At 34.7% G+C, this 21,905-nt stretch carries 19 protein-coding genes, 2 pseudogenes and 1 other annotated feature; of the genes and pseudogenes, 8 read left to right on the top strand and 13 right to left on the bottom strand.

The window, feature by feature from the left end; all coding sequences use genetic code 11:
* Positions 1-24 precede the first annotated feature (24 nt).
* The gene (locus RE409_RS29000) at positions 25-177 is read right to left on the bottom strand and encodes an aspartyl-phosphate phosphatase Spo0E family protein (protein WP_309559627.1); all 153 of its coding nucleotides are present in this window, start codon (positions 175-177) and stop codon (positions 25-27) included.
* Between the two features lie 431 nt (positions 178-608).
* On the opposite strand from RE409_RS29000, the gene RE409_RS28995 reads away from it, so the two are divergent.
* Positions 609-1,844 (top strand): IS110 family RNA-guided transposase, encoded by a 1,236-nt coding sequence (locus tag RE409_RS28995; RefSeq protein WP_309557757.1) that lies wholly within the window; start codon positions 609-611, stop codon positions 1,842-1,844.
* A 584-nt stretch (positions 1,845-2,428) separates the two neighbouring features.
* Here RE409_RS28995 and RE409_RS28990 read toward each other — a convergent pair.
* The 5 genes from RE409_RS28990 to RE409_RS28970 form a co-directional block, all read right to left on the bottom strand.
* Positions 2,429-2,773, bottom strand: coding sequence for a DUF3992 domain-containing protein (locus tag RE409_RS28990; protein WP_397443461.1), 345 nt, complete (start codon positions 2,771-2,773; stop codon positions 2,429-2,431).
* A gap of 118 nt (positions 2,774-2,891) precedes the next feature.
* Positions 2,892-3,386, bottom strand: a complete 495-nt coding sequence (locus tag RE409_RS28985; RefSeq protein ID WP_242489173.1) for a BclA C-terminal domain-containing protein — start codon at positions 3,384-3,386, stop codon at positions 2,892-2,894.
* Positions 3,387-3,558: 172 nt separating this feature from the next.
* Entirely contained in the window at positions 3,559-4,008 is a 450-nt protein-coding gene (locus tag RE409_RS28980) for an S-Ena type endospore appendage (protein WP_309559390.1), read from the bottom strand.
* A gap of 293 nt (positions 4,009-4,301) precedes the next feature.
* Entirely contained in the window at positions 4,302-5,042 is a 741-nt protein-coding gene (gene map, locus RE409_RS28975; protein ID WP_309559389.1) for a type I methionyl aminopeptidase, read from the bottom strand.
* A gap of 303 nt (positions 5,043-5,345) precedes the next feature.
* Positions 5,346-6,593 carry an MFS transporter gene (locus tag RE409_RS28970; RefSeq protein ID WP_309559626.1) on the bottom strand — a complete coding sequence of 416 codons (1,248 nt, stop codon included), beginning with the start codon at positions 6,591-6,593 and terminating at the stop codon, positions 5,346-5,348.
* A gap of 128 nt (positions 6,594-6,721) precedes the next feature.
* Positions 6,722-6,967: a binding site (T-box leader), on the bottom strand.
* A 369-nt stretch (positions 6,968-7,336) separates the two neighbouring features.
* On the opposite strand from RE409_RS28970, the gene RE409_RS28965 reads away from it, so the two are divergent.
* The gene (locus RE409_RS28965; protein ID WP_309557757.1) at positions 7,337-8,572 is read left to right on the top strand and encodes an IS110 family RNA-guided transposase; all 1,236 of its coding nucleotides are present in this window, start codon (positions 7,337-7,339) and stop codon (positions 8,570-8,572) included.
* Positions 8,573-8,862: 290 nt separating this feature from the next.
* Positions 8,863-10,013 (top strand): IS3 family transposase gene (locus tag RE409_RS28960; protein WP_397444197.1). Its coding sequence is split into 2 segments (ribosomal slippage): positions 8,863-9,112 and positions 9,112-10,013, totalling 1,152 coding nucleotides; the frame shifts between segments, so codons are not numbered across the junction.
* On the opposite strand, the gene RE409_RS28955 is transcribed toward RE409_RS28960, so the two are convergent.
* The 3 genes from RE409_RS28955 to RE409_RS28945 all read right to left on the bottom strand — a co-directional run bounded on the left by RE409_RS28955 (position 10,010) and on the right by RE409_RS28945 (position 12,945).
* Entirely contained in the window at positions 10,010-10,216 is a 207-nt protein-coding gene (locus RE409_RS28955) for a hypothetical protein (RefSeq protein WP_309559387.1), read from the bottom strand. The genes RE409_RS28960 and RE409_RS28955 overlap by 4 nt on opposite strands.
* 121 nt (positions 10,217-10,337) lie before the next feature.
* Positions 10,338-10,913 carry a recombinase family protein gene (locus RE409_RS28950; protein WP_309559640.1) on the bottom strand — a complete coding sequence of 192 codons (576 nt, stop codon included), beginning with the start codon at positions 10,911-10,913 and terminating at the stop codon, positions 10,338-10,340.
* An 865-nt stretch (positions 10,914-11,778) separates the two neighbouring features.
* On the bottom strand, positions 11,779-12,945 hold the full coding sequence (locus tag RE409_RS28945) for a hypothetical protein (protein WP_309559386.1): 1,167 nt from the start codon (positions 12,943-12,945) through the stop codon (positions 11,779-11,781).
* Between the two features lie 418 nt (positions 12,946-13,363).
* Here RE409_RS28945 and RE409_RS28940 point away from each other — a divergent pair, with 418 nt between their 5' ends.
* The gene (locus tag RE409_RS28940; protein ID WP_309559385.1) at positions 13,364-14,071 is read left to right on the top strand and encodes an IS6 family transposase; all 708 of its coding nucleotides are present in this window, start codon (positions 13,364-13,366) and stop codon (positions 14,069-14,071) included.
* Between the two features lie 52 nt (positions 14,072-14,123).
* Here RE409_RS28940 and RE409_RS28935 read toward each other — a convergent pair.
* Positions 14,124-14,429: pseudogene (locus tag RE409_RS28935) on the bottom strand (transposase); the annotation flags it as partial.
* Positions 14,430-14,530: 101 nt separating this feature from the next.
* On the opposite strand from RE409_RS28935, the gene RE409_RS28930 reads away from it, so the two are divergent.
* Entirely contained in the window at positions 14,531-14,746 is a 216-nt protein-coding gene (locus RE409_RS28930; protein WP_309559384.1) for a hypothetical protein, read from the top strand.
* A gap of 490 nt (positions 14,747-15,236) precedes the next feature.
* Here RE409_RS28930 and RE409_RS28925 read toward each other — a convergent pair whose 3' ends face one another.
* The gene (locus RE409_RS28925) at positions 15,237-16,652 is read right to left on the bottom strand and encodes a phosphatidylinositol-specific phospholipase C (protein ID WP_309559383.1); all 1,416 of its coding nucleotides are present in this window, start codon (positions 16,650-16,652) and stop codon (positions 15,237-15,239) included.
* A gap of 187 nt (positions 16,653-16,839) precedes the next feature.
* Here RE409_RS28925 and RE409_RS28920 point away from each other — a divergent pair.
* Positions 16,840-17,237: pseudogene (locus tag RE409_RS28920) on the top strand (hypothetical protein).
* 288 nt (positions 17,238-17,525) lie between these two features.
* Here the strand turns inward: RE409_RS28920 and RE409_RS28915 are convergent.
* Positions 17,526-18,095 (bottom strand): methyltransferase, encoded by a 570-nt coding sequence (locus RE409_RS28915; RefSeq protein WP_309559382.1) that lies wholly within the window; start codon positions 18,093-18,095, stop codon positions 17,526-17,528.
* Positions 18,096-18,382: 287 nt separating this feature from the next.
* Positions 18,383-19,312, bottom strand: coding sequence for a class A beta-lactamase (bla, locus tag RE409_RS28910; RefSeq protein WP_309559381.1), 930 nt, complete (start codon positions 19,310-19,312; stop codon positions 18,383-18,385).
* Positions 19,313-19,634: 322 nt separating this feature from the next.
* Between bla and RE409_RS28905 the strand changes: the two genes are divergently transcribed.
* On the top strand, positions 19,635-21,446 hold the full coding sequence (locus tag RE409_RS28905; protein ID WP_309559380.1) for a BlaR1 family beta-lactam sensor/signal transducer: 1,812 nt from the start codon (positions 19,635-19,637) through the stop codon (positions 21,444-21,446).
* Positions 21,427-21,807: a penicillinase repressor BlaI gene (gene blaI, locus RE409_RS28900; RefSeq protein WP_309559378.1), complete on the top strand. Its 381-nt coding sequence runs from the start codon at positions 21,427-21,429 to the stop codon at positions 21,805-21,807. The genes RE409_RS28905 and blaI overlap by 20 nt, the downstream gene beginning before the upstream one ends.
* Positions 21,808-21,905 lie beyond the last annotated feature (98 nt).

Below are 21,905 nucleotides of genomic sequence, written 5' to 3'. Positions count from 1 at the left end.
TGGGTTTGGTAAATCTTTAAGTATTTAATAATTACTTATTAGGGATTGCTTAAGAATCAACTTGTCTAGCTTTTCACTATATTTAAGTGTTTCCTGATGATTTAGACCTTTCTTAACACCAGTTTCTATAAGTAATTTTCTTAGGTTCTTTATATTTAATTCTAACTCCCTATACATTTTTATTTCGCACATTTTGAATACTCCTTTTTAGGTAACTAATTTCTATTTTAGGATTATATTACAATTGTGTAATTATTAAAATGTTTTCTCTTGAACTTGTTAATAAATAGGGAAATAGACATGAAATTATCCTGCAATACGTCACAGTTCGAATACACTACGCTTATGCAACTATCCTGCCCCTTCGTATTATAAAGGTCAGCCAGTTATTTCTGGTTGAACAATTTTTTTATCGATATATGATAACGGTAGCCGGGGTAGAACGTTCCTGCCCGTGGGGCTTGGACCCCGTCAACTAAACAGTTCGCCCCCTACTTGTAGAAACATGATTAGGCTGGTTGGGACTAGATCTCGTATAACAAGCGAAGCTATGATACTACAAGAAGGATTTAGGGGTACCGGCAATATTCTTTAGGAGGAGATAATAAATGAATCCAGTAGTTGGTCTGGATGTAGCGAAAGGTGAAAGTCAGGTTCAAGCATTCTTGGAGAAGAAGAAGCCTTATAAAAGAAGTTTTAAAGTAGCACATACCATTGAAGGACTAGAGAGCTTACACCAATATCTTAGAGAGATAGAAAACGTAACAGGAATTCGACCTCCGGTCGTTTTAGAGTCTACTGGGCATTATCATACGCCCGTTGTACAGTATTTTGAGGAGAGAGGTTACTTATTAATTATCGTTAACCCACTCATTTCTTATCGTGCGAAGAGCTCTAGTTTACGGAAAGTAAAGACAGATTTAATCGATGCACGTCACCTCTGCGAGCTGTACTATAAAGAGGATTTAGAGCCTTATAAAAAACGAGGGATACAACTCTTAAATCTTCGTAATCTTTCAAGACAACATGCAAATATAACAGGTATCTATGTACAAACAAAACTACAGTTTCAGGCTGTTCTTGATCAAGTATTTCCTGAATATAGAGGGGTTTTTGGAGATTTGTATTCGGTTGTTTCTTTGCTTACTCTATTAGAATTCCCTACTTCTGAAGACATATCAGCAGTCGATGAAGAAACTGTAGCAAATAGGATTAATGAACTTTGTCCAAGTCGTTCTAGAAAGTGGGCGAATACACAGGCAGAGAAACTTATGGCTGCCTCAGCTCGAAATCCTTTTCAGAGAACTTTATATCAGAGTCACATTTTAAGCCTAGAGATGTATATAAAAATGCTTCTAGAATACCAAAAGCACCTATCCAAATTGGAAGAAGAGATAAATGCTTTGGCAAAAGAAATTGAAGAATATAAGATTATCCAATCCATCCCTGGTATCGGTGAAAAAATCGCTACAACGATTATTTCTGAAATTGGAGAGATTGATCGGTTTAATCACCCTAAAAAACTAGTGGCATTTGCCGGAATTGATCCAAGTATCTTTGAATCAGGTAAATTTAAAGGCTCAGTAAATCGGATTACCAAAAGAGGTTCTGGTAGACTACGCCATGCCTTATATATGGCAGTTCGTTGTGCCATTCGTGATTGTCGCAAGAAGAAAACGACAGATGAAATCATCCCTCGGAACAAAAGATTACGAGAGTTCTATGATAAGAAACGTGAAGAAGGAAAGCCCTTTAAAGTAGCTGTGATAGCATGTGCCAATAAGCTTCTACAATGGATTTATGCACTATTACAAAATAACTCGACTTTCCAAGATCTAACCTAGTTTAAAAGTATAACTAAATAGCACAAAACTTTCCAAATATAGTTCATTGGAAGGTTATTTAGCATGCACAAATTTAGTATAGCATGAAATATTTTAAGTTTTCATTGAAAAATGTTGACTAACTATTAGCTGGTTTAGTTCATTAAGGGTACTTTTTCACTTCAACTTTGAATGTATGATTATGATTCAAAGTTTAGTAATTTCAATATTATTAACATGGGTTATTTAAAGAATTAATTTTCAGAATTCCAAATAGGATATAGTATTTAATACGGGCCTTCATTGATTATGAAGGCCCGTATTAATGGGATAGAAAAGTGATATTTCACTTTAAACCTATAGTTTACATAAATCGATCACATCTGGCTGCTTGTATACTGAGATCCACCTTCCATCCATAAAAACGAAAGGCCCTCCATAAGTCGAGTCCTTTTTCTTGTGCTTGAATCTGACCTTTAAATTCAGGCACTCTAGCTTCTTTTTACCCTAAAATATAGAACTGTTTTTCAAGGTCCTTTCTTCCAGAAACACCTTCTTTTTTCAACAATGGTATGACACTTTTTATAATTTTTTCTAAATTCCAATTAAAATTTATAATTTAAGGAAAATGAAACTCTGATACTTGCTGTTCCTGTACCTGATCCGATGAGTCCAATCGAATTTATATTGTTCATAGTAATAGATTTGACTTGACCTGCTGTGACTATAAATCCACCAACTGGAGTTCCATTTACAGAGAGAGCAGCCGTTGGTGAAGCTCCGATAATTCCGTTGTTTTCTACTACAATTGTTCCATTTATAATAAAAGGGGTAGCATCATTCCAAAGCTCTAAAGCTACCCCAGCTGTATTACTTAAATCAACAGTAAAACACACTGCATCATTTACACTCCCTAATAGACCATTACAACAATTCCCGAATTGCATCAATATTAATCTCCCTCCTAATTTATATTTAGAATAAATTCAGTGCCATATAATGTTGATAATACCTGTTTTTTGTTATTTAAGAGTTCAAAAGTGTATTAGTACTTCAAATATTATCCCTTTACTCTACTCTAATAATTGTTAGGGATGCACCTGTTGATCCTCCTGCTGATAAGAGAGTAGCTACTAAGAGTATACTGCTAGATAATTGCAATGAAATTGTGTCACCAGCAGTTAGGTTTACAATGACATCATTATTAAAGGTTGAAACGCTTATAACTGGTCTTAATATAGAACCTGGAATTGGAGTAGTACCATTTAGTAAAATTCTTGAACCAGCTCCTAGTCCGAGTGCAGCTGTTGTATTAATTTGATAGGTAATGTAGTAACGGCCGGTTACTGGGACAGTGAAAATGGTGTTTGCACCATTAGTTACAAAACTATCTAAGTTTTGATTATTGGGAAGGGGAATACTGGTAGCTCCTCCGAGAGCTACCGAAATCACAGTACCTACTGTATTAGAGGCAAACATAGAATTAGCAGTTACACTTGGCCCTTGAATTTCTCCTGAACAACATTTTCCCAGTGGCCCACAAAAATTAAGGTTGTTCGTCAACTTTTGGTCTCTCCTTTGTTAATAAAAAGTACAAACCCTTTTTATAAGGTATTCTTCTTTTTAGGATAGGAAACTTTGTATTTTTTCACTTTCGTTAGAACGTATGATTATTAAAATGATCTTACATTTAAAAGGCCGCCAATTGGCGGCTTTTTATGGCGCTAACACACCGTTAGTTGAAGAAGAATTTTTTGTCGCGAAAAGGAAAACATATTTCCAAACAGTATGTCCCATCAACTGTTCCTTCTCCTTCATGAGATACAATTATAGAAACAGCATCTTCTACAGTTGCCGAAAGTGAGTTTCCTTTTGGGATATTAAGTACAACAGGAATTTTCCCCATACGAATCACAACAACTCGAAGGGAAACTGAACTAGAGGAGCTATTGAAAAAGGATGCAGTGACAATCGTTTTTTCATCCAATCCTTTTTTCCAAATGTTCAAATCGCGAACATCATGATTTAAATGTATATTTCCACAAGTTTTTGTACAAACGATTTCAATATCGCAAAATGGCTTAGGAAAGCATTTATATTCAGGTGGACAGGGTGGTTTTGGGGGTTTCGGCTTCTTTTCTTCTTTTTTTTCACAATTACATTTCTTGTTCTTCTCTTTTCCCACAAAGGATTCCTCCTTTCTTTACAAAGGTGTTTGAGCTTGTTCACTCTATATTTAATTCTTTTTTTTAGAGAATGCTTGTACATCTGTGGAATTATAGTGAAATTAGCACAGTTATCAACTAGAAAGGACTATATTTTTCGATAAAGAGTTGAGTATTTTTTATTTAACTTGAATGTACGATAATATAAAGAATCGCACATTCAAAAGGCCGCCAATTGGCGGCCTTCTTATGGCGCTAACGCATCCGTTAGTAAGCGAACTCCATATATTTTTCTTTTTCGCGTATGTTTGAATTAAAGTGTGACAATAATTGGACCATTTTTAGTAAGGATAATCGTATGTTCCAATTGTGCTACATAGCTTTTTTCTGTGGCATAGGTCCAACCGTCTTCTTTTTGTAATGCTTCTTCTTCAAAGGTTGAGATAAATGGTTCGAATGCGATAACCATCCCTTCCTTTAATATTTCATTATCCCATGGATCATAATAATTACAAATATGGTCAGGTGCTTCGTGTATTCTACGTCCAACACCATGTCCTGTAAGGTTTTTGATAACAGTGAATCCATGCTGTCTCGCTGTTTCGAATACTGCTTTTCCGATTCTACTTTTTTTGGAACCGGGTTTTGCTTTCTTAAGACCTGCTTCAAATGCCTTTTTAGCAACGTCGCATATTTTGGTTAATACTGCTTCTCCTTCGCCTACTACAAACGAGATTCCTGTATCTGCGAAATAACCGTTTTTGGAACCAGAAACATCTATATTTACTAAATCTCCTTCATGAATAACCCGAGGACCCGGAATGCCATGTGCCACTTCTTCATTAACACTAATGCAAGTATAGCCAGGAAAATCATATTCACCTTTTGGGGCTGAAACTGCACCTGCTTTCACTAAAAGCTCTCCGGCTATATCGTCAAGTTCTTTGGTCGTTATGCCAGGAATTGTTCTTTGTACCAATTCATCTCTAATGGAGGCAACAATTTTGCCAATTTCCTTCAAACCATTAATATCTTCTTCTGTTTTTGCAACCATTTTTCTTCACCTCATTTTTTTTTCATAGACTCTGCAATTAATTCCTTCTATGCCATAACATCTGCCACCAGATTTTCTTAATCATAACATTCAAAAGCCTTGATTGTATCATACTTTTCCACTTGAATTTGAATGTATGATAATGCTAAGAATCATACGTTCAAAAGGCCGCCAATTGGCGGCCTTCTTATGGCGCTAACGCACCCGTTAGTTCATTAAGAAAAGCGATTCTCAAGAATCGCGCCCGATTGTGGAAGATCTTTGCATAGTCTTATTGAAGAAAAGCACTTCAATGATTTTTGGTTAAAAACCCATTGTTCCAGCAGATTCAGTTTCGTATAATTGTCTTTTTGAAGGTAATAAGGTAAATATACACAACGTTATGGATAATATCATCATTACTAAAACACCTAAAACCACAACTGTCTGAATCGAAGTAATTTGAGCTACAACTCCCATAATGCTAGTTGCCGTTATAACTAAAATCGCTTGAATTAAGCTATAAGCACTCCCAATACGCCCCATAACTTCAACTGGTATATTGTTTTGATAAAATGTAAGAAAGCCTGTATTAGCATAAGCGATAAAAAAGGCAAGGATAAAAAACCCGACTGCTGCAAGGATAAACGAACTTGAAAAGGCATAAATAATATACCCAGTTGAGACTAGTACTGATCCCACACCAATTAATAATGAGGTTTGTAGTTTTTTAATTATTAAGGAGTTAATTAAAGCTCCAACTACAATACCTGCCCCAGCAATGGTGACCAAAAAACCATACTCACTGTCTGACAAAAATAGTACCTCTTTGGCAAAAGCTGCTTCAAGCGAATCTACGGCACTCGTCATAATTACCATTACACAACTAAACAAAAAGTAAATCATCATAATGTAACTAGATCGGCGACTAAATTCAACTACAGCATACCAATCCTTTTTTATTGTTTCCATTGATAGCATATTATTTGTTGATGATACCACTGTTTGTTTTTCTATATCAGGCATTAGTAACGTAACCATTCCTGAAATAAATAATGCTATTGCATTTGTAAAAATTGCAAGTATTGGAGTTCCAATAAAAAACAATAACCCTGAAACTGCTGGCCCTATTAAAAATGCTCCTGAAGTAACTAGACTATGAAGGGAATTAAATTTTTTTCTTTGTTCTTGAGGAATTAATTTTGTAATATAAGTCATTGAAGTTGGACCAAACATGGAACTCGCCATATTTATAATAAATACAACTAAATAAATTAGGGCAATGGATGACATAAAAGGTAATAAAGCTATAAATATAGCTCGGAATATATCAAGAAAAACCATTAGTTTTCGCTTGTTTAATCGGTCAATAATACTCCCAGCCCAAAAATTCGTAAATAAAGTAGCCAAGGGTTTGACGATATAAAGTCCTGATACTGCAAGAGGTGAGCCTGTCATATCCAAAACGATTAAATTAAGAGATATAAAATAAATCCATTCACCCACATTTGAGACTCCAATTCCAAGTAATAAGATTGATGGATATTTCCAGGACGCAAGTTTTTTCTTCAAAACCATTCTTACCACTCTCCTTTCTTATCAAGTAAAGATCCTACCTGCAAGAAACAAATATTTGCTTTATTCGTGTATTTAAATAACCCAGGTACAAAACAAAAAAATCCCACCCCCAAGACCAATGTCTTGGGGACGAGATTTTATAATCGTGGTGCCACCCCAGTTTATTAATATGTCGCCATATTAATCTTATCAGGTACAAAAATTCTATACCTTAGCTCTATAACGGGAGCTCCCGTCACACCATCACCAAAAAGGTTCCAATATGATACTCAGAGGCTTGATTCAATAAATCATCCTTACTCCTTTCCACCAAACGGAGCTCTCTAGAAAGAATTGATCTTATCTACTCTTCTCTTCATCGCATTTATTATTATATCTATATTACATGACGTTAACATAATATGTAAATATAAAATTCCCGCAAAGAGCTTCCTCAAAATCTGCCCAATTGTTGAACAAAAATCAAACAGCACTCTTGAACTATCCTGCCCCTTCGTATTATAAAGGTCAGCCAGTTATTTCTGGTTGAACAATTTTTTTATCGATATATGATAACGGTAGCCGGGGTAGAACGTTCCTGCCCGTGGGGCTTGGACCCCGTCAACTAAACAGTTCGCCCCCTACTTGTAGAAACATGATTTGGCTGGTTGGGACTAGATCTCGTATAACAAGCGAAGCTATGATACTACAAGAAGGATTTAGGGGTACCGGCAATATTCTTTAGGAGGAGATAATAAATGAATCCAGTAGTTGGTCTGGATGTAGCGAAAGGTGAAAGTCAGGTTCAAGCATTCTTGGAGAAGAAGAAGCCTTATAAAAGAAGTTTTAAAGTAGCACATACCATTGAAGGACTAGAGAGCTTACACCAATATCTTAGAGAGATAGAAAACGTAACAGGAATTCGACCTCCGGTCGTTTTAGAGTCTACTGGGCATTATCATACGCCCGTTGTACAGTATTTTGAGGAGAGAGGTTACTTATTAATTATCGTTAACCCACTCATTTCTTATCGTGCGAAGAGCTCTAGTTTACGGAAAGTAAAGACAGATTTAATCGATGCACGTCACCTCTGCGAGCTGTACTATAAAGAGGATTTAGAGCCTTATAAAAAACGAGGGATACAACTCTTAAATCTTCGTAATCTTTCAAGACAACATGCAAATATAACAGGTATCTATGTACAAACAAAACTACAGTTTCAGGCTGTTCTTGATCAAGTATTTCCTGAATATAGAGGGGTTTTTGGAGATTTGTATTCGGTTGTTTCTTTGCTTACTCTATTAGAATTCCCTACTTCTGAAGACATATCAGCAGTCGATGAAGAAACTGTAGCAAATAGGATTAATGAACTTTGTCCAAGTCGTTCTAGAAAGTGGGCGAATACACAGGCAGAGAAACTTATGGCTGCCTCAGCTCGAAATCCTTTTCAGAGAACTTTATATCAGAGTCACATTTTAAGCCTAGAGATGTATATAAAAATGCTTCTAGAATACCAAAAGCACCTATCCAAATTGGAAGAAGAGATAAATGCTTTGGCAAAAGAAATTGAAGAATATAAGATTATCCAATCCATCCCTGGTATCGGTGAAAAAATCGCTACAACGATTATTTCTGAAATTGGAGAGATTGATCGGTTTAATCACCCTAAAAAACTAGTGGCATTTGCCGGAATTGATCCAAGTATCTTTGAATCAGGTAAATTTAAAGGCTCAGTAAATCGGATTACCAAAAGAGGTTCTGGTAGACTACGCCATGCCTTATATATGGCAGTTCGTTGTGCCATTCGTGATTGTCGCAAGAAGAAAACGACAGATGAAATCATCCCTCGGAACAAAAGATTACGAGAGTTCTATGATAAGAAACGTGAAGAAGGAAAGCCCTTTAAAGTAGCTGTGATAGCATGTGCCAATAAGCTTCTACAATGGATTTATGCACTATTACAAAATAACTCGACTTTCCAAGATCTAACCTAGTTTAAAAGTATAACTAAATAGCACAAAACTTTCCAAATATAGTTCATTGGAAGGTTATTTAGCATGCACAAATTTAGTATAGCATGAAATATTTTAAGTTTTCATTGAAAAATGTTGACTAACTATTAGCTGGTTTAGTTCCATAAAGAAAAAGCTGCCTTAAAAGACAACTCTGATATTCAGCTAACGCACCCGTTAGCTGAATAGCCTTAAATAACTGGAGTTAGTATAGTTTCATGGACACATTTTAGTTAAGTCCTTACAATGATTTTTGAGAGGATGTGTCCGTCTTGGAACGTAAGAATACAGGGAAAAAATATAATAATGAATTCAAGAAGACTATTGTAGATCTTTATCACTCGGGTAATTCGGTCAAAGAATTAAGCAGCGAATATGGCGTATCAGAAGTTACCATTTATAAATGGGTTAAAGAATTTACCCCTATCGGTTTAGGGGAAGAGTCTATGACTCCAAAGGAATTAGCTGCCATACAGAAGGAAAACCTTCGGTTAAAGCAAGAAGTTGAAATCTTAAAAAAGGCTATGGCCATATTCGCGAAAAAGTAACTGAGACAGATCTTACCGAATTTATTGAGGAACACAAGAAACAATATCCCGTACAGAAGATGTGTGAAATACTAGAAATCCCAAGAAGCAGCCATTATCAGTCTCTTCAACTTGTCGTATCCAATCGCGAACAGGAAAACAAAGAGCTAACGAAGAAAATTTATCTCATCTACCTAGAGAGCAAGGGACGTTATGGTGCTCCCAAGATACATAAAATCTTATTAACCAAAGGATTTTCCCTAAGTCTAAAGCGTGTTCAACGCCTAATGAGCAAGGCGAGTATTCGTTCTATCACGAAGAAAAAATACCGTCCTTATCCATCAAAAGAAAAGGTTATTCAGTTAGATAATTTGCTTAAACGAGACTTTACTACCCAGACCATTAATGAGAAATGGGTAGCTGATATTACGTATATCCACACGTTAAAAGACGGATGGTGTTATTTAGCTTCTGTATTGGATCTTCATTCTAAGAAAATAGTAGGGTATTCCTTTTCACGTTCTATGACGACAGAACTGGTCATAAAAGCTTTCGATAACGCTCACTCTTCACAAAAGCCCTCGGAGGGCTTAGTTCTTCATACGGATCTTGGCTCACAATATACAAGTAGTGAGTTTACTCAACATACCCAGAATCATCATATTAAGCAATCCTTTAGCCAGAAGGGTTGCCCGTACGATAATGCCTGTATTGAATCTTTTCATGCGATATTAAAGAAGGAAGAAGTCAACCACGTACAGTATCTAGACTACCAAACAGCTAAATTAGCGATATTCCAATTTATTGAAGGTTGGTATAACCGAAAAAGAATTCACAGTAGCTTAGGATATAAAACTCCACAATCCATTGAAGATCAAATTACAAATACAGCTTAAGATTTAACTTTTTTGTGTCCAAAATATTGACTCAAATCCATAACACTTAAAATAATTGTTATTATCAAACCTTGGGCTAACAAAGTTACTAAAGTTCTCCCATCAAGGACTTTTTCTTTATTAACTATTAACCTTTGTCCTATAAAGTTAATAATTAAGACAACTAAAAATGTAAAAATAAAAGTAATTATTGCATTATCCATATATAACTATCCTTTCTTCTTGAAAAATTAAAACCATAAGTAATAGTAACACATTGATTTTATACTTTATTTAAGTAAACTGCCCCTTTAGTTCCATAAGAAAAGGGCTGCCATAGCAAACCTATTCCCTAATTTTTGCATATAACGTGGAACGTGGAACTCCTGTAGCTTTTACTATGTCATTTACACTCATTCCGTTAGTTTCACGTTCATTATATAACTTGATAGCCCGTTTTAAAGTCTTTTCATCTTGCCCTGGTCTTCCCATATGTTTCCCCTGCTTTTTTGCTCTCTCCCGGCCTTCTGTTGTTCTTTCTACAATAAGATCACGTTCAAATTGTGCGAATGAACCTAAAATATTAAAAAGAAGTGTTTGTAAGCTGTTTCCTTCGTTTGAACCATCAAACTTCATATCTTCTTTTACAAATCTTACATTAACCCCTTTTTCAGCTAATTCATGAACGATCTTATTTAAGTCCATAATAGAACGAGCTAAACGATCTATTTTAGTTACTACTAATGTATCTCCTTCTCGTGCAAATTCAATAGCTTCATAAAGTTGGGCTCTTTGTTTTGTACTTGTTCCGGTTACTTTTTCAACAAAAAGCTTTTTACACCCTTCATTTTCCAAAATTTCCTTTTGTGTTTCTAAATCTTGGCCAGTAGTTGAAACCCTCGCATAACCAATTAACAATATGTATCATCCTTTGTCTATAAGTCTTAAATCTTTTATACATTAAATTATAGACTAACTTTTAGACAGGAAACAAGAATAAATAAACAAATAATTTTACTACTTTTTTGCATGTCTTAAAGTTTTAATTTAGATGCGGTAAAGCCTACAGCGATATATTTAGGGGCGAAAATTAGTGAAGAAAATAGAAAAACTGTAATAGATATTGCCAGAAGCAAAGGGTTACGAGTTTTTCAAATGAAAATGAGTAGTAATGCATTTGAGCTTTTCTATGACGAGGTATCAATTCAATAAATGAAGTTAAGGTCCTTAACTGTCTGTATCTTTGCATCCATTAAATTGGGTGTTTTTTAAATTACTTAATGTGCATTTTGTATTGAGTTGGTGGAAGACGATGGTTTTAGGGTGTTCCTGAAATTTCTAATCGAGCATTTAACCCTAGAAAAAATAAATGAATTATTTTAAAAGCTAACAGAGTTTTTGTAAATGGCCAGTAACAGAGCGTATTTCTGTTACTGACCATTTTTTAATTTAAAAACATACGAACAAATGAATGATACTGGTTTTTTGTGTGTAAAAAACTTCTATATAGCTAATCTATAAGCATTTTAACTAACTGACGTCATACCTTTTATTAAGGGGGTAATTCAAAATGACATACCGACCTACTGGGGGTCACCATATCAAAAAAAGAAAATTGTACGTTTAGACACATTTTGGACACAAATTAATTAGTTACCTGTACGTTAGGTTCAAAATTAATTATCAAAACCAAGTTTTCTGGTAGTGTATATAACCTATAAAATGAAAAAAGAATCCCCTTCAATAAGTTCTTTAAAGGAGATTCTTTTTTCATTTTATATTTTCTTTACTTGTTACTTATTTTTACCAGTTTTTCTCCTTGTTCTAAAAGTGTTTCATAGTCATTGTTCTCTTTAATTTCTTTTATTTTATTTTCAATTGTGGACGTTTCATTTATATTAAAGTACGTATTTAATACTTCATATGGTGTCTTTCCTTGTTTAGTTGCACTATCTTCAATAGCTTCTTTCCATGGAATATTTGCTTTATCCATGCTTAATTCAAGAGCTGAACCAGTCTCATATCTCATATTCCGCTCTAAAAACCTTGGAGATTCTGCCTGTCCATTAGCAATGAAGTTGAACGCCTCCATAAAAGTAACATGATATGGCTTCTGTTTCTTTGCAAGTACCATAAGATTTCCACCAGTTAACTTACTATAACGATACTCTAAGTATCGTGCTGAACCTTCTATTGCTTCAGTTTTTGTTTCTCCTATTAATTGAGTCCATTTTTTATAGCGATAATTACGTACAATTGTCCAATCATATAATGCCTGATTGATACTTTCTGGGTTCGTATCAATCATTGCTTTATCTAATAGCCTAAATTCTAATCCCATTAACGCGTAATTTTCTTTATTTATCGGATATTCGTGAATAGACTCTCCACCATTTGCATCATATGTCCAATCTTTTTGTTTATAAGCATGAAAAGCCTCATGTAATAAGAAAGACGAAAAATCAAAATATAAATCTGGATTACTAAACATTTCAGGATAATATTTCAAATAAAATACATCCATATCGTTAATATTTATTGTCCCAAAGTTCCAAGGCATCCAGGTAGAAATTGTTCTAAAATCAAAACGAGTTAAGCGATAGACTTTAGGTAAATGCAAAGAATTTGGGACTTTTATTTCTTTTGCAAAAATACTATTTTCTAATCCCGTTACATTAACTGCATAAGCTTCTTGTCTAAAGAATCCCCGATCTTTATTACTACGTATCAGAACTAATGGCTTTTTTTCGAAATGATAATCTTCATCCCAAAGTTTATCACTCGATTCTTCGAAGCTCTTATAAATAGTAGATAATTCTTTTAACATGTTTTGATCCGTTTCATTTAAAGACTTAAACTCTGTATGATATGTTTTATTTAAAATTATGCTTCCCAACATAATTCCTATAAATATTACTAATAAGATTAGAATTCCCCTTAAAAACTTTTTCATCATACACTCCTTTTATAAAACGATAATCCTTATGATGAATAAGGTTTACAAATTTTATGTTTATTAATACTCTTTTGGTGCAGACCCAATTTTATATAATAATTATAGAAAATACAATGTATACAAGATATTATTTTGATGGTTGTTCCACCTTATCAAAAATGTTGATTATAGTGAATAATTAATATTCGATGATTATTCAATTTTATTGTAGGGGGATAGTGCCAGCGTTCCTACAACTGGGGATAAAGTAGTATTCTATGTAGGAAAGATGCTATTTTGTCTCTTCATATTCCTTCATTATTTTATAAAACGTGTTTTTCTTGGTTCTGGTGCAAAAACTTCAAGGCAATTGAAATTGATCTCTAAAATCTTGGACATACTGATACTTTTACTCTAAAAAAGGTGTGTGATTAGTATGTCTAAGGTTAATTTATTTAAATGGAAACATTATCAACCAGAAATTATTCTTCTCACTGTCAGATGGTACCTACGGTACAACCTTAGTTTTCGTAATCTTGTAGAAATGATGGAGGAAAGTGGCCTATCAATGGCTCATACAACGATTATGCGTTGGGTACATCAATATGGCCCTGATTTAGATAAGAGAATTCGTCGCCATCTCAAGCAAACCAATGACTCGTGGAGAGTAGATGAAACATACATAAAAGTAAAAGGACAATGGATGTATTTGTATCGTGCAGTCGATTCAGAAGGGAATACGATTGATTTTTATCTAAGTGAATTAAGAGATAAACAAGCAGCCAAGCACTTTTTTAAGAAAGCCTTGGCTACTTGCCATTCTACAACTCCACGTGTGATTACGGTTGATAAGAACCCCGTTTATCCTGTAGCGATTCAAGAGTTAAAAGAAGAAAAAAGTATGCCCGAAGGCATACGAGTACGACAAATACGGTATCTGAACAACATTGTGGAACAAGATCATCGTTTTATAAAAAAGCGAGTCCGTTCCATGTTGGGATTGAAATCGTTTCGAACAGCCACCTATATTTTGAGTGGTATCGAAGCTATGCATATGGTTAAAAAAGATCAACCTCATCAACGGGAAAAGTCTGCCCAAAATGAGGTTGAATTCATTCATAAGTTGCTCGGAGTAGCTGCTTAATCCCAAAGTTAACAGGATATTACCATTCTTTGTTTCTATATCATTATTTTTGCACCAGAACCATCTTTTCGTTAGATAACCATTTCGATAGATTAATCCAGTAATGACCTGTAGGTTCCATACCGACAATAGTTGTGTCTAAGCTATTTTTACCTTTTAGTTTATTAATCCATTCTAGAAATCTGTTAAAGCCTTCTTCGTTATTTTCAAAAGTAAGAGGATCACCTACCACGATTCCTCGATAATTTACAGCTCGAGCAACGTGAAATTGTTGGGCGATATCCACGCCAACAACGAGATGTCGATCAGAAATTCGTTCAATGAGTTGATTTTGTTTGTCCTGCATTTTAAAATTCATATTAGGGTTCCTCCTAAGGTTTTGAATTAGAGTGATGTCTTACTCATATCTTACTGAGGAGCCCTATTTTTTTCAAAGTTAATAATTAACGCTATACAGGAATGCTAAACTGCCCCGTTATTCAGTTAGATAGCAAAGAGGTAGAAGAAGCCATAATCGAATATTTAAAAAACGAGGGATTCAAGGATGTCTCCTTCAAATTCCAGTCAACAAACGTCTTGGGCTTGCCGTATCCCATTAGTGCCTCCATCGAAAGATATCGATTAACAAACAACTACATAACTGTTTGGCTAGATACCCTAGAGGACATTCAGTAAAAACAGCAAGAGAAATGGAGCCTTTGATCAAAAAAGCAGTGTATCCTCACCGGTAGCTGAGACAAAGTTTTTATCTTTCCCCTAACTTGAAAAGTAGAAAAGTCGGCCTTTGTCGGCTAGAAAGTTCTCTGTATGCCCTAAGATACTTGAATATGAAAAAAGCATTTGCTTACCATCGATAAACCCAGGTCTCAATCTTAGATTGGGACCTGGGTTTTTTTAATATAATTGATTTTCACAAATTGTTACGATGAACATGGTTTCTTCCATGTCCTAAAAGTAAGCATCGCCTGCAAGAAAAATTTTTATAATCCCCGAAAGTGCGTCTATTGCATACCTTGCTTTTCTTTGGCAAAACATGTTCTATATTGTACCAATTCGGGTGTTCTTCCATGTCTTGCATCGCTTTTTTTCTCTTTGTTTTTTTGCTGTTTCAATGTCATCTTCAACTAATAAGTCAGTTCCAGGTAAGAAATTTTACAATAAAACCTTAATTTGTAATAGCGTATATTTTTACTGTAAATTTGTTAGTTGCACCACTTGGGTTTGCAATATAATATTTAGAATTTGTATATGCTTCAGTCCTAGATTCATTCGAAATATTTTCCCAACGAACAGGATCGTTTCCTAGGGAAACATCGACCATAACATTGAAGGAAATATTAGAAGAATTATCTTCTTCTGTAGGTTCGATAATCCATTTTAAGCCCTTTGTTCCTATGGGTAAATCATTAATCTTAAAGTTTTGACTTGATCGATTTTTTTGTCCAGATAATGGCTTAGATTCAGAAGAAATTTGGGAAATTAATATTTCTTTTTCACTCGAGTATGTACCATTTAATCTAATAATACTATCTATTAATCCTGGTCCAGGAAAATCAGCTGTAATGATACCAGAATGCTTAATGCCACCTTGTTTTATTATCTCAGTCCCCAGTGTATTCATTCCTCCATAAAATACTTGTCCATTAATGCCACGGGGGAAATCCTCCCAATCATTTGTTGCATTTTTTTGAATCAGCTTTGGATTACTATCAGTATCCCTACCATCTTTTCCGCTTGCAACAAACCAAGGGTAAGAATTATTAATTAATGCTGCCACACCACCAGTGCCACTAAAATGATTGAGATAGATCACACCATTTTTAAAGTTATTATTTGCATCTAGAAGGTGGGTTTTCACCGCATTCCATTTTTCATACATACCGTTTGGCCCACTGCCAACTTCAAACTTATCTTGGGTATTCAAATATTCGTAATTAATACCGTACTGTTGAGATGCTGTAAAGTTTTGTAATATTACAATTTTCCCTCGGATATCTCCTATCTTTGGGTTATTTCTTTCTGAAAATGGTACAGAATCCGGATCCCAGAAATAGGAAGTATTACTGTCTTTATATCTTTTAAATATTTCCTCGAATGATAGTGAACCACTTTCAGCATCATGTTCTTCTTTTAAGCGCATTAAAATAGTTTCTTTAGGATTATCTCTTAAAAATTGAATTGTCTCTTTTAATACATCCTCAAACATTGCTTTTTGGTTTACAATTCCATGGTGCATCACAAAAGAATCCTTCACACGTCTAACGCGCATGTCTACATAACGAATTCCCGCATTCAATTGCTGAGATAGGTTCATTGTTTGATTTCTTGTCAAATTTTCATCAATTAAACTTGCTCCATGTAAAGCCATTGAACCATGAGTCCCTGGAATAGATACTTCGCTTATTTTTTTTGTATCTTCTAATTTTGACATCCATGTTGGATTTTGATAGCCTATATCGGACTCATAGGAATAGCCTGGATGGCTATCAGCAAATACTGTAGAAGTCGTACATAAACTTGCTAGTGTAAAACAAGTAAGGATTCCACCTTTTAAGATGTTTTTCATTTTTATTTTCTTCATTATATCTCTCCTGATTTTATACAGATTGGTCCCGTAAAATAAGTTGCTGTTTTTTCACCATATACATCGCTTCTATTCCAGAAAAAGTGGACTTTTCTGCTTAAAAAGATTAATTTTTAATATATTTTAATTATTACTGCAAGGTTTTCGAATAGTTTAAAAAGGTTTATAAATTTAAAGAAAAAAAATCCAGCAAGATATTATTTTGGTAGCCGTCAGCTACTATTCTCTTTTTTCTTTAAGCTATCGTGACGTCTCTGAAATTTTGAAAGTACGTGGTGTTGCAGTTCACCCAACAACCATAATGCGCTAGGTTCATGAATATGAAAATTTTCTCTACCAAATGTGGAGAAGGAAAAATAAACATATACAAATCTCATAGACAGGACCATAGACATATAAAGCCACATTTTTCTCAAATCCACAGGGTTTCAAAGTCTTTGTCATGCTTCACATACCTTAAAAGGAATCGAAACTATTCATGCTTTATACAAAAAAAACAGAAGTCTTAAACCAGACCTCTGTTTTTCGACGTACAATGAATTACAGCAACTACTAAGAATTTTCTGTTGCAAAGTTTCTTAGCAGATAAAAAATTAAGTTAATTACAATTAAAGGTTATGTAATCATATATTTGAAATTGAAAAGCATGCGGGAAATTTTTCTCTCCGGAATCAAACCAATTTGTTCAATCGAATTGTAAGGATGCTAAAAAATACGAAGGATGTGGCTGATGTGCTAAAGATTTATATATATTCGCTTCATAATTTTCCATAACAAGGCTACTTATGAACAATGTCTCACCGCAAGACTTAACAAAACCTTTTTTTGAAACACTTAACTCCTAATATAGAGTATATTGTTTACGCACACCTACTTCTCATTAAAACTTAAGCCAACTGCAGAGGCAATAGATTGTGCTGCATATTCCCATCTTCCATCAACAAGTGCTCCAAGCTCTTGACCAAGTTTGTTTAAATCATTTGGATTAACGGGAATCCCATTATACGCAGCAACAATCGATAAAAGCGGAGCCATAACTGGTGTCCACCCCCCCCTATCAATATGAAATTCAAAACCTGTTACCTTTCCATCTTTCTTTGTAAATTTATAATAAAATTGATCGTCTGGACGAAGGCTTAAATGATGAGAAATTTGTCCATATACATCTTTCCCCTCTGTACCTCGATCTACCACTTCTATTTCTTTTACATTAAATTCATGTTCAAATACCTTTATTTTTTTAACTTCAGGACCATACAACGCAGCACTAATAGCTGTCTCCAAATTATTCTGTGCCAGCGGTTGAATATTAATCTGTGATTCTACTTGCTGAATAGGAGCTTCTTTTTCTGCAGCAAGCACTGATGTAGATGGTAAAGCACCTGTAGCTAACGTTGCTGCAAGAGCGGTTGCCGTTATTATTTTACATTTCATTTTCATAGTTTTCTTCCTCCTTTTTAAGCTATGATATATAACCTTTTAAATACTGACACGTAGCATTTCCCATCTCCTTTTTTTGTGTAAAAAAATTCTTTTATTACCATTTATTGTTTAACTATTCGGATTTTAGCATTAAATTAATGAGGTTACAAGAGGATATCAGGGGAAATTCTGAAAAATATGACTTTTTTCGACAATATTTAAAAGGGAAAGATAAGGGTGGGATATTATAGGAATCAACATTAAAAAAGGCTACTTAACGTAACCTTTTTTAGTACAATCATTTTCTATTTATTCTTGACTTTAAGGGCCTTAATTACTTCTTCTGTTGCCTCAGCAATAAGCTCGTCGTTATAATCAGCATCTTTTTTATCACGACTTGAAAGTACAGCAAGAACAATAGGGTCTCCTTTTGATGGCCAAATGATCGCAATGTCATTTCGCGTACCATATGATCCTGCTCCAGTCTTATCAGCCACTACCCAACCTTTCGGCACTCCAGCACGAATTAACGCTTCTCCAGTAGTATTTCTCTTCATCATATCTATTAAAAGTTCACGTTTCTCAGTTGGAAGTGTATCTCCCAATGTAAGAGCCTGAAGGCTAGTAGCAAGTGCTCTTGGTGTACTCGTATCATGAGTTTCACCAGGATTAACTTCATTTAAATCTGGCTCAATTCGCTCAGGGTTTGTAACATTATCTCCAATTTCCTCCAGTGCTTTTTTAAATCCAGTCGGTCCCCCCAGTTGTTTAAGGATAAGGTTTCCAGCAGTATTGTCACTGTATCGAATAGAAGCATCAGAAAGCTCCTTAAGAGTCATCCCCGTATCAACATGCTTTTCTGTAATCGGATTATAATTAACAAGATCCTCACGTGTATAGGTAATTCTTTGATTAAGGTCTTCTATTGATTTCTGTTGTAAAAGTGCTCCTACAGCTAGAGCCTTATGAGTAGATGCATAAGCAAAACGCTCATTTGGATGATAGGTTACTGTTTGGTTTGTACCAGTATCCAACGCAAAGACACCAAGTTTAGCATCAAATTTCTCTTCAAGCTTAGCAAAATTATGATTATTGGCAGTTTCTTGTTTTTTGGGTTTAGTTAATTCAGTATCGGTATTGTTGGAACAACCTACAAGCGTTGCACATGAAAGAAATAGTACAGGCACAATTTTTCTGAATGTGGAAGTACTAAAAATGTTGCTCAATGATTTCATTAAAATTCAACCTCTTTCTAAAAAATATTTATTATTTATTCTCCTGGGATAGCAGCCAGATCTTTAACTCTTGCACCCTATCTTTTGTTCATGATGTAGACCTCCTAATGATTTGATTAGACTCTTATGTACGAATTGAAAAAACAACCTCATGCAAGGGGTTTTAACGGATTACATTTGTAGTCTTATTAATCTGTAGTATAGTATTACATATGTAATCAAGTAAAGTCAATTCCTTGTTTTTTTACCATCAAGACACTATAAATATGCTATATACCTGTTTTTTAAAATTTAAAAATCAAAAGAGGTGGTATTGAAGGACATGTTTTTAACTCATTTTATAATAGGTCTATTGGTGTCTTCATTTTCCGTTACTGTTATTCTACTTATACGAAAATGGTTTGGAAGACAATTAACAGCAAAATGGTACTATCATTTGTGGATGTTTCTTTTTATGGCTTTAACACTTCCATTCATACCTACTGATTTATATAATTTTAGTTCTCTCTTTAGCGGTGGGGAAACATATCAGACTAATGCAACCAGCTCTAATGTGGAAATAACTAGAACTGATATGATGCAGGGCCTAAACCTGATACAAGACTTTTCTGTATCGGTCAATCGGCCGAACCTGTCCTTACTTAATATGGGAGTGATGGGTTTATGGCTGTCAGGGATGCTTTTATTTACCTTTAATATGATTCGTGGATGGCTCACAATTAGAAGGATAAAGAATTATTCTTCTGCGTTTTCCAATCAAGAAGTTCTCGTGCTTTTCGAAGAATGCAAGAAAAGACTACAGATTAAAAAATCAATAAAGATTGTTATTTCGAAAAGAGTCCAATCTCCAATGATATTCGGACTTTTTCAAACATATATCGTCTTACCTTCTCAGCATGAAAACTGGCTTAGTTTGAAAAATTACGAGTATATCTTTCTTCATGAACTGAATCACTATAAAAACAAGGATTTGTTGACAAATTACGTGATATTGTTCTATCAAATCATATATTGGTTTAATCCCCTTGTCTGGCTTGCTTTTAGAGAAATGAGATTGGATCGGGAAATCGCATGTGATACATCTGTTTTACAGTTACTAGATGATAATTCATATAGTGAATATGGAAATACAATCATTAATTTTTTGGATCTTTCAAAACGGTCAAGTAAGCTACAGTTAGCGACACAATTAAACGGTTCGAAGCTTCAAATCAAAAAACGAATTGAACAAATTTCTGCCTATAAGCATTCCTCAAAAAAATCAATAAGAAAAAGCGTCTTTATTTATGTGTTGGCCAGTATCATTTTGACAATCCAATTACCTTTCATTTCCGCATTTGCGACGGAAAACGACCGATACTATTTTAATAATGACGGAGCAGTTTATGAGGATTTACATCAATTCTTTAAAGGGTATGAAGGAAGCTTTGTTTTATATGATCATAACGCACAGCAATATCGCATTTATAATGAAGAGAAAAGTACGTTGCGGGTATCACCTGATTCCACATACAAAATCTATAGTGCCTTATTTGCACTAGAATCAAATGTGATATCACCCGAAGAATCCACCCTTTCATGGGATGGGACGGAGCAACCCTATGACGCTTGGAATATGGATCAGGATGTCTCATCTGCTTTACAAAAATCTGTAACCTGGTATTTCCAAGAATTAGATCGTAGAACAGGATTTGAAACAATACAATCCAATCTACAAGAGATAAACTATGGAAATTCCGATGTATCTGGGGAATTTGGTGAATTCTGGCTCGAATACTCATTAAAAATTTCTCCAGTCGAGCAAGTCCAACTGCTGCAAGCCTTATATTACAATCAATTGGGATATAAGGAAATGCATATCCAAGCTGTGAAGGAAGCACTACTCTTAGAAAAGAATGAAGAAGCTCGCCTATCAGGAAAAACAGGTACAGGAGCAGTGAATGGAAAAAACATCAATGGTTGGTTTATCGGGTATGTAGAGACGAAGAACAATACTTATTTCTTTGCTACCAATATACAAAATGAAGATGATGCATCTGGAAGCAAGGCGGGAGAAATTACTTTATCAATTTTAAAAGATTTAGGAATCTATAAAGAAAATGGAGAGGAAAAATATGAAAAAAAACATTCCTAGTATATCAGAATCAGAATGGGAAATCATGAACGTGCTTTGGGATAAAGCCCCTCAAACAGCGAATGACATCATCTTTTCCTTACAGGAGAGTACCGATTGGAAGCCGAAAACCATACGCACTCTTCTCGATCGATTGGTTCAAAAAGATGTAGTAGGTGTCAATAAAAATCTAAGAGTTTACACCTTTTACCCGCTCTATACACAGGAAGAATGCCAGCGTGCCGAGACCAAATCACTTATCAACCGTATCTATGGAGGTACCCTGAAATCCATGCTTGTCCATTTCATTCAGGAAGATACCCTATCTGATGATGATATCAATGAACTACGCTTTATTTTAAATAAGAAACCTAAAAAGTAATAATATTAAAAAGAATCGCTTTCTTCTCTGTAAATACTACGCCCGTTAATCATAAACTAAAAAACAAGTGTAGAGCTACACACGAAAGGAGCCATTAA

It is taken from the genome of Peribacillus sp. R9-11 (assembly GCF_031345095.1).
In the GTDB taxonomy this organism is placed as follows: Bacteria; Bacillota; Bacilli; order Bacillales; family DSM-1321; genus Peribacillus; species Peribacillus butanolivorans.
This window is presented reverse-complemented; position numbering and strand designations above follow the sequence as displayed.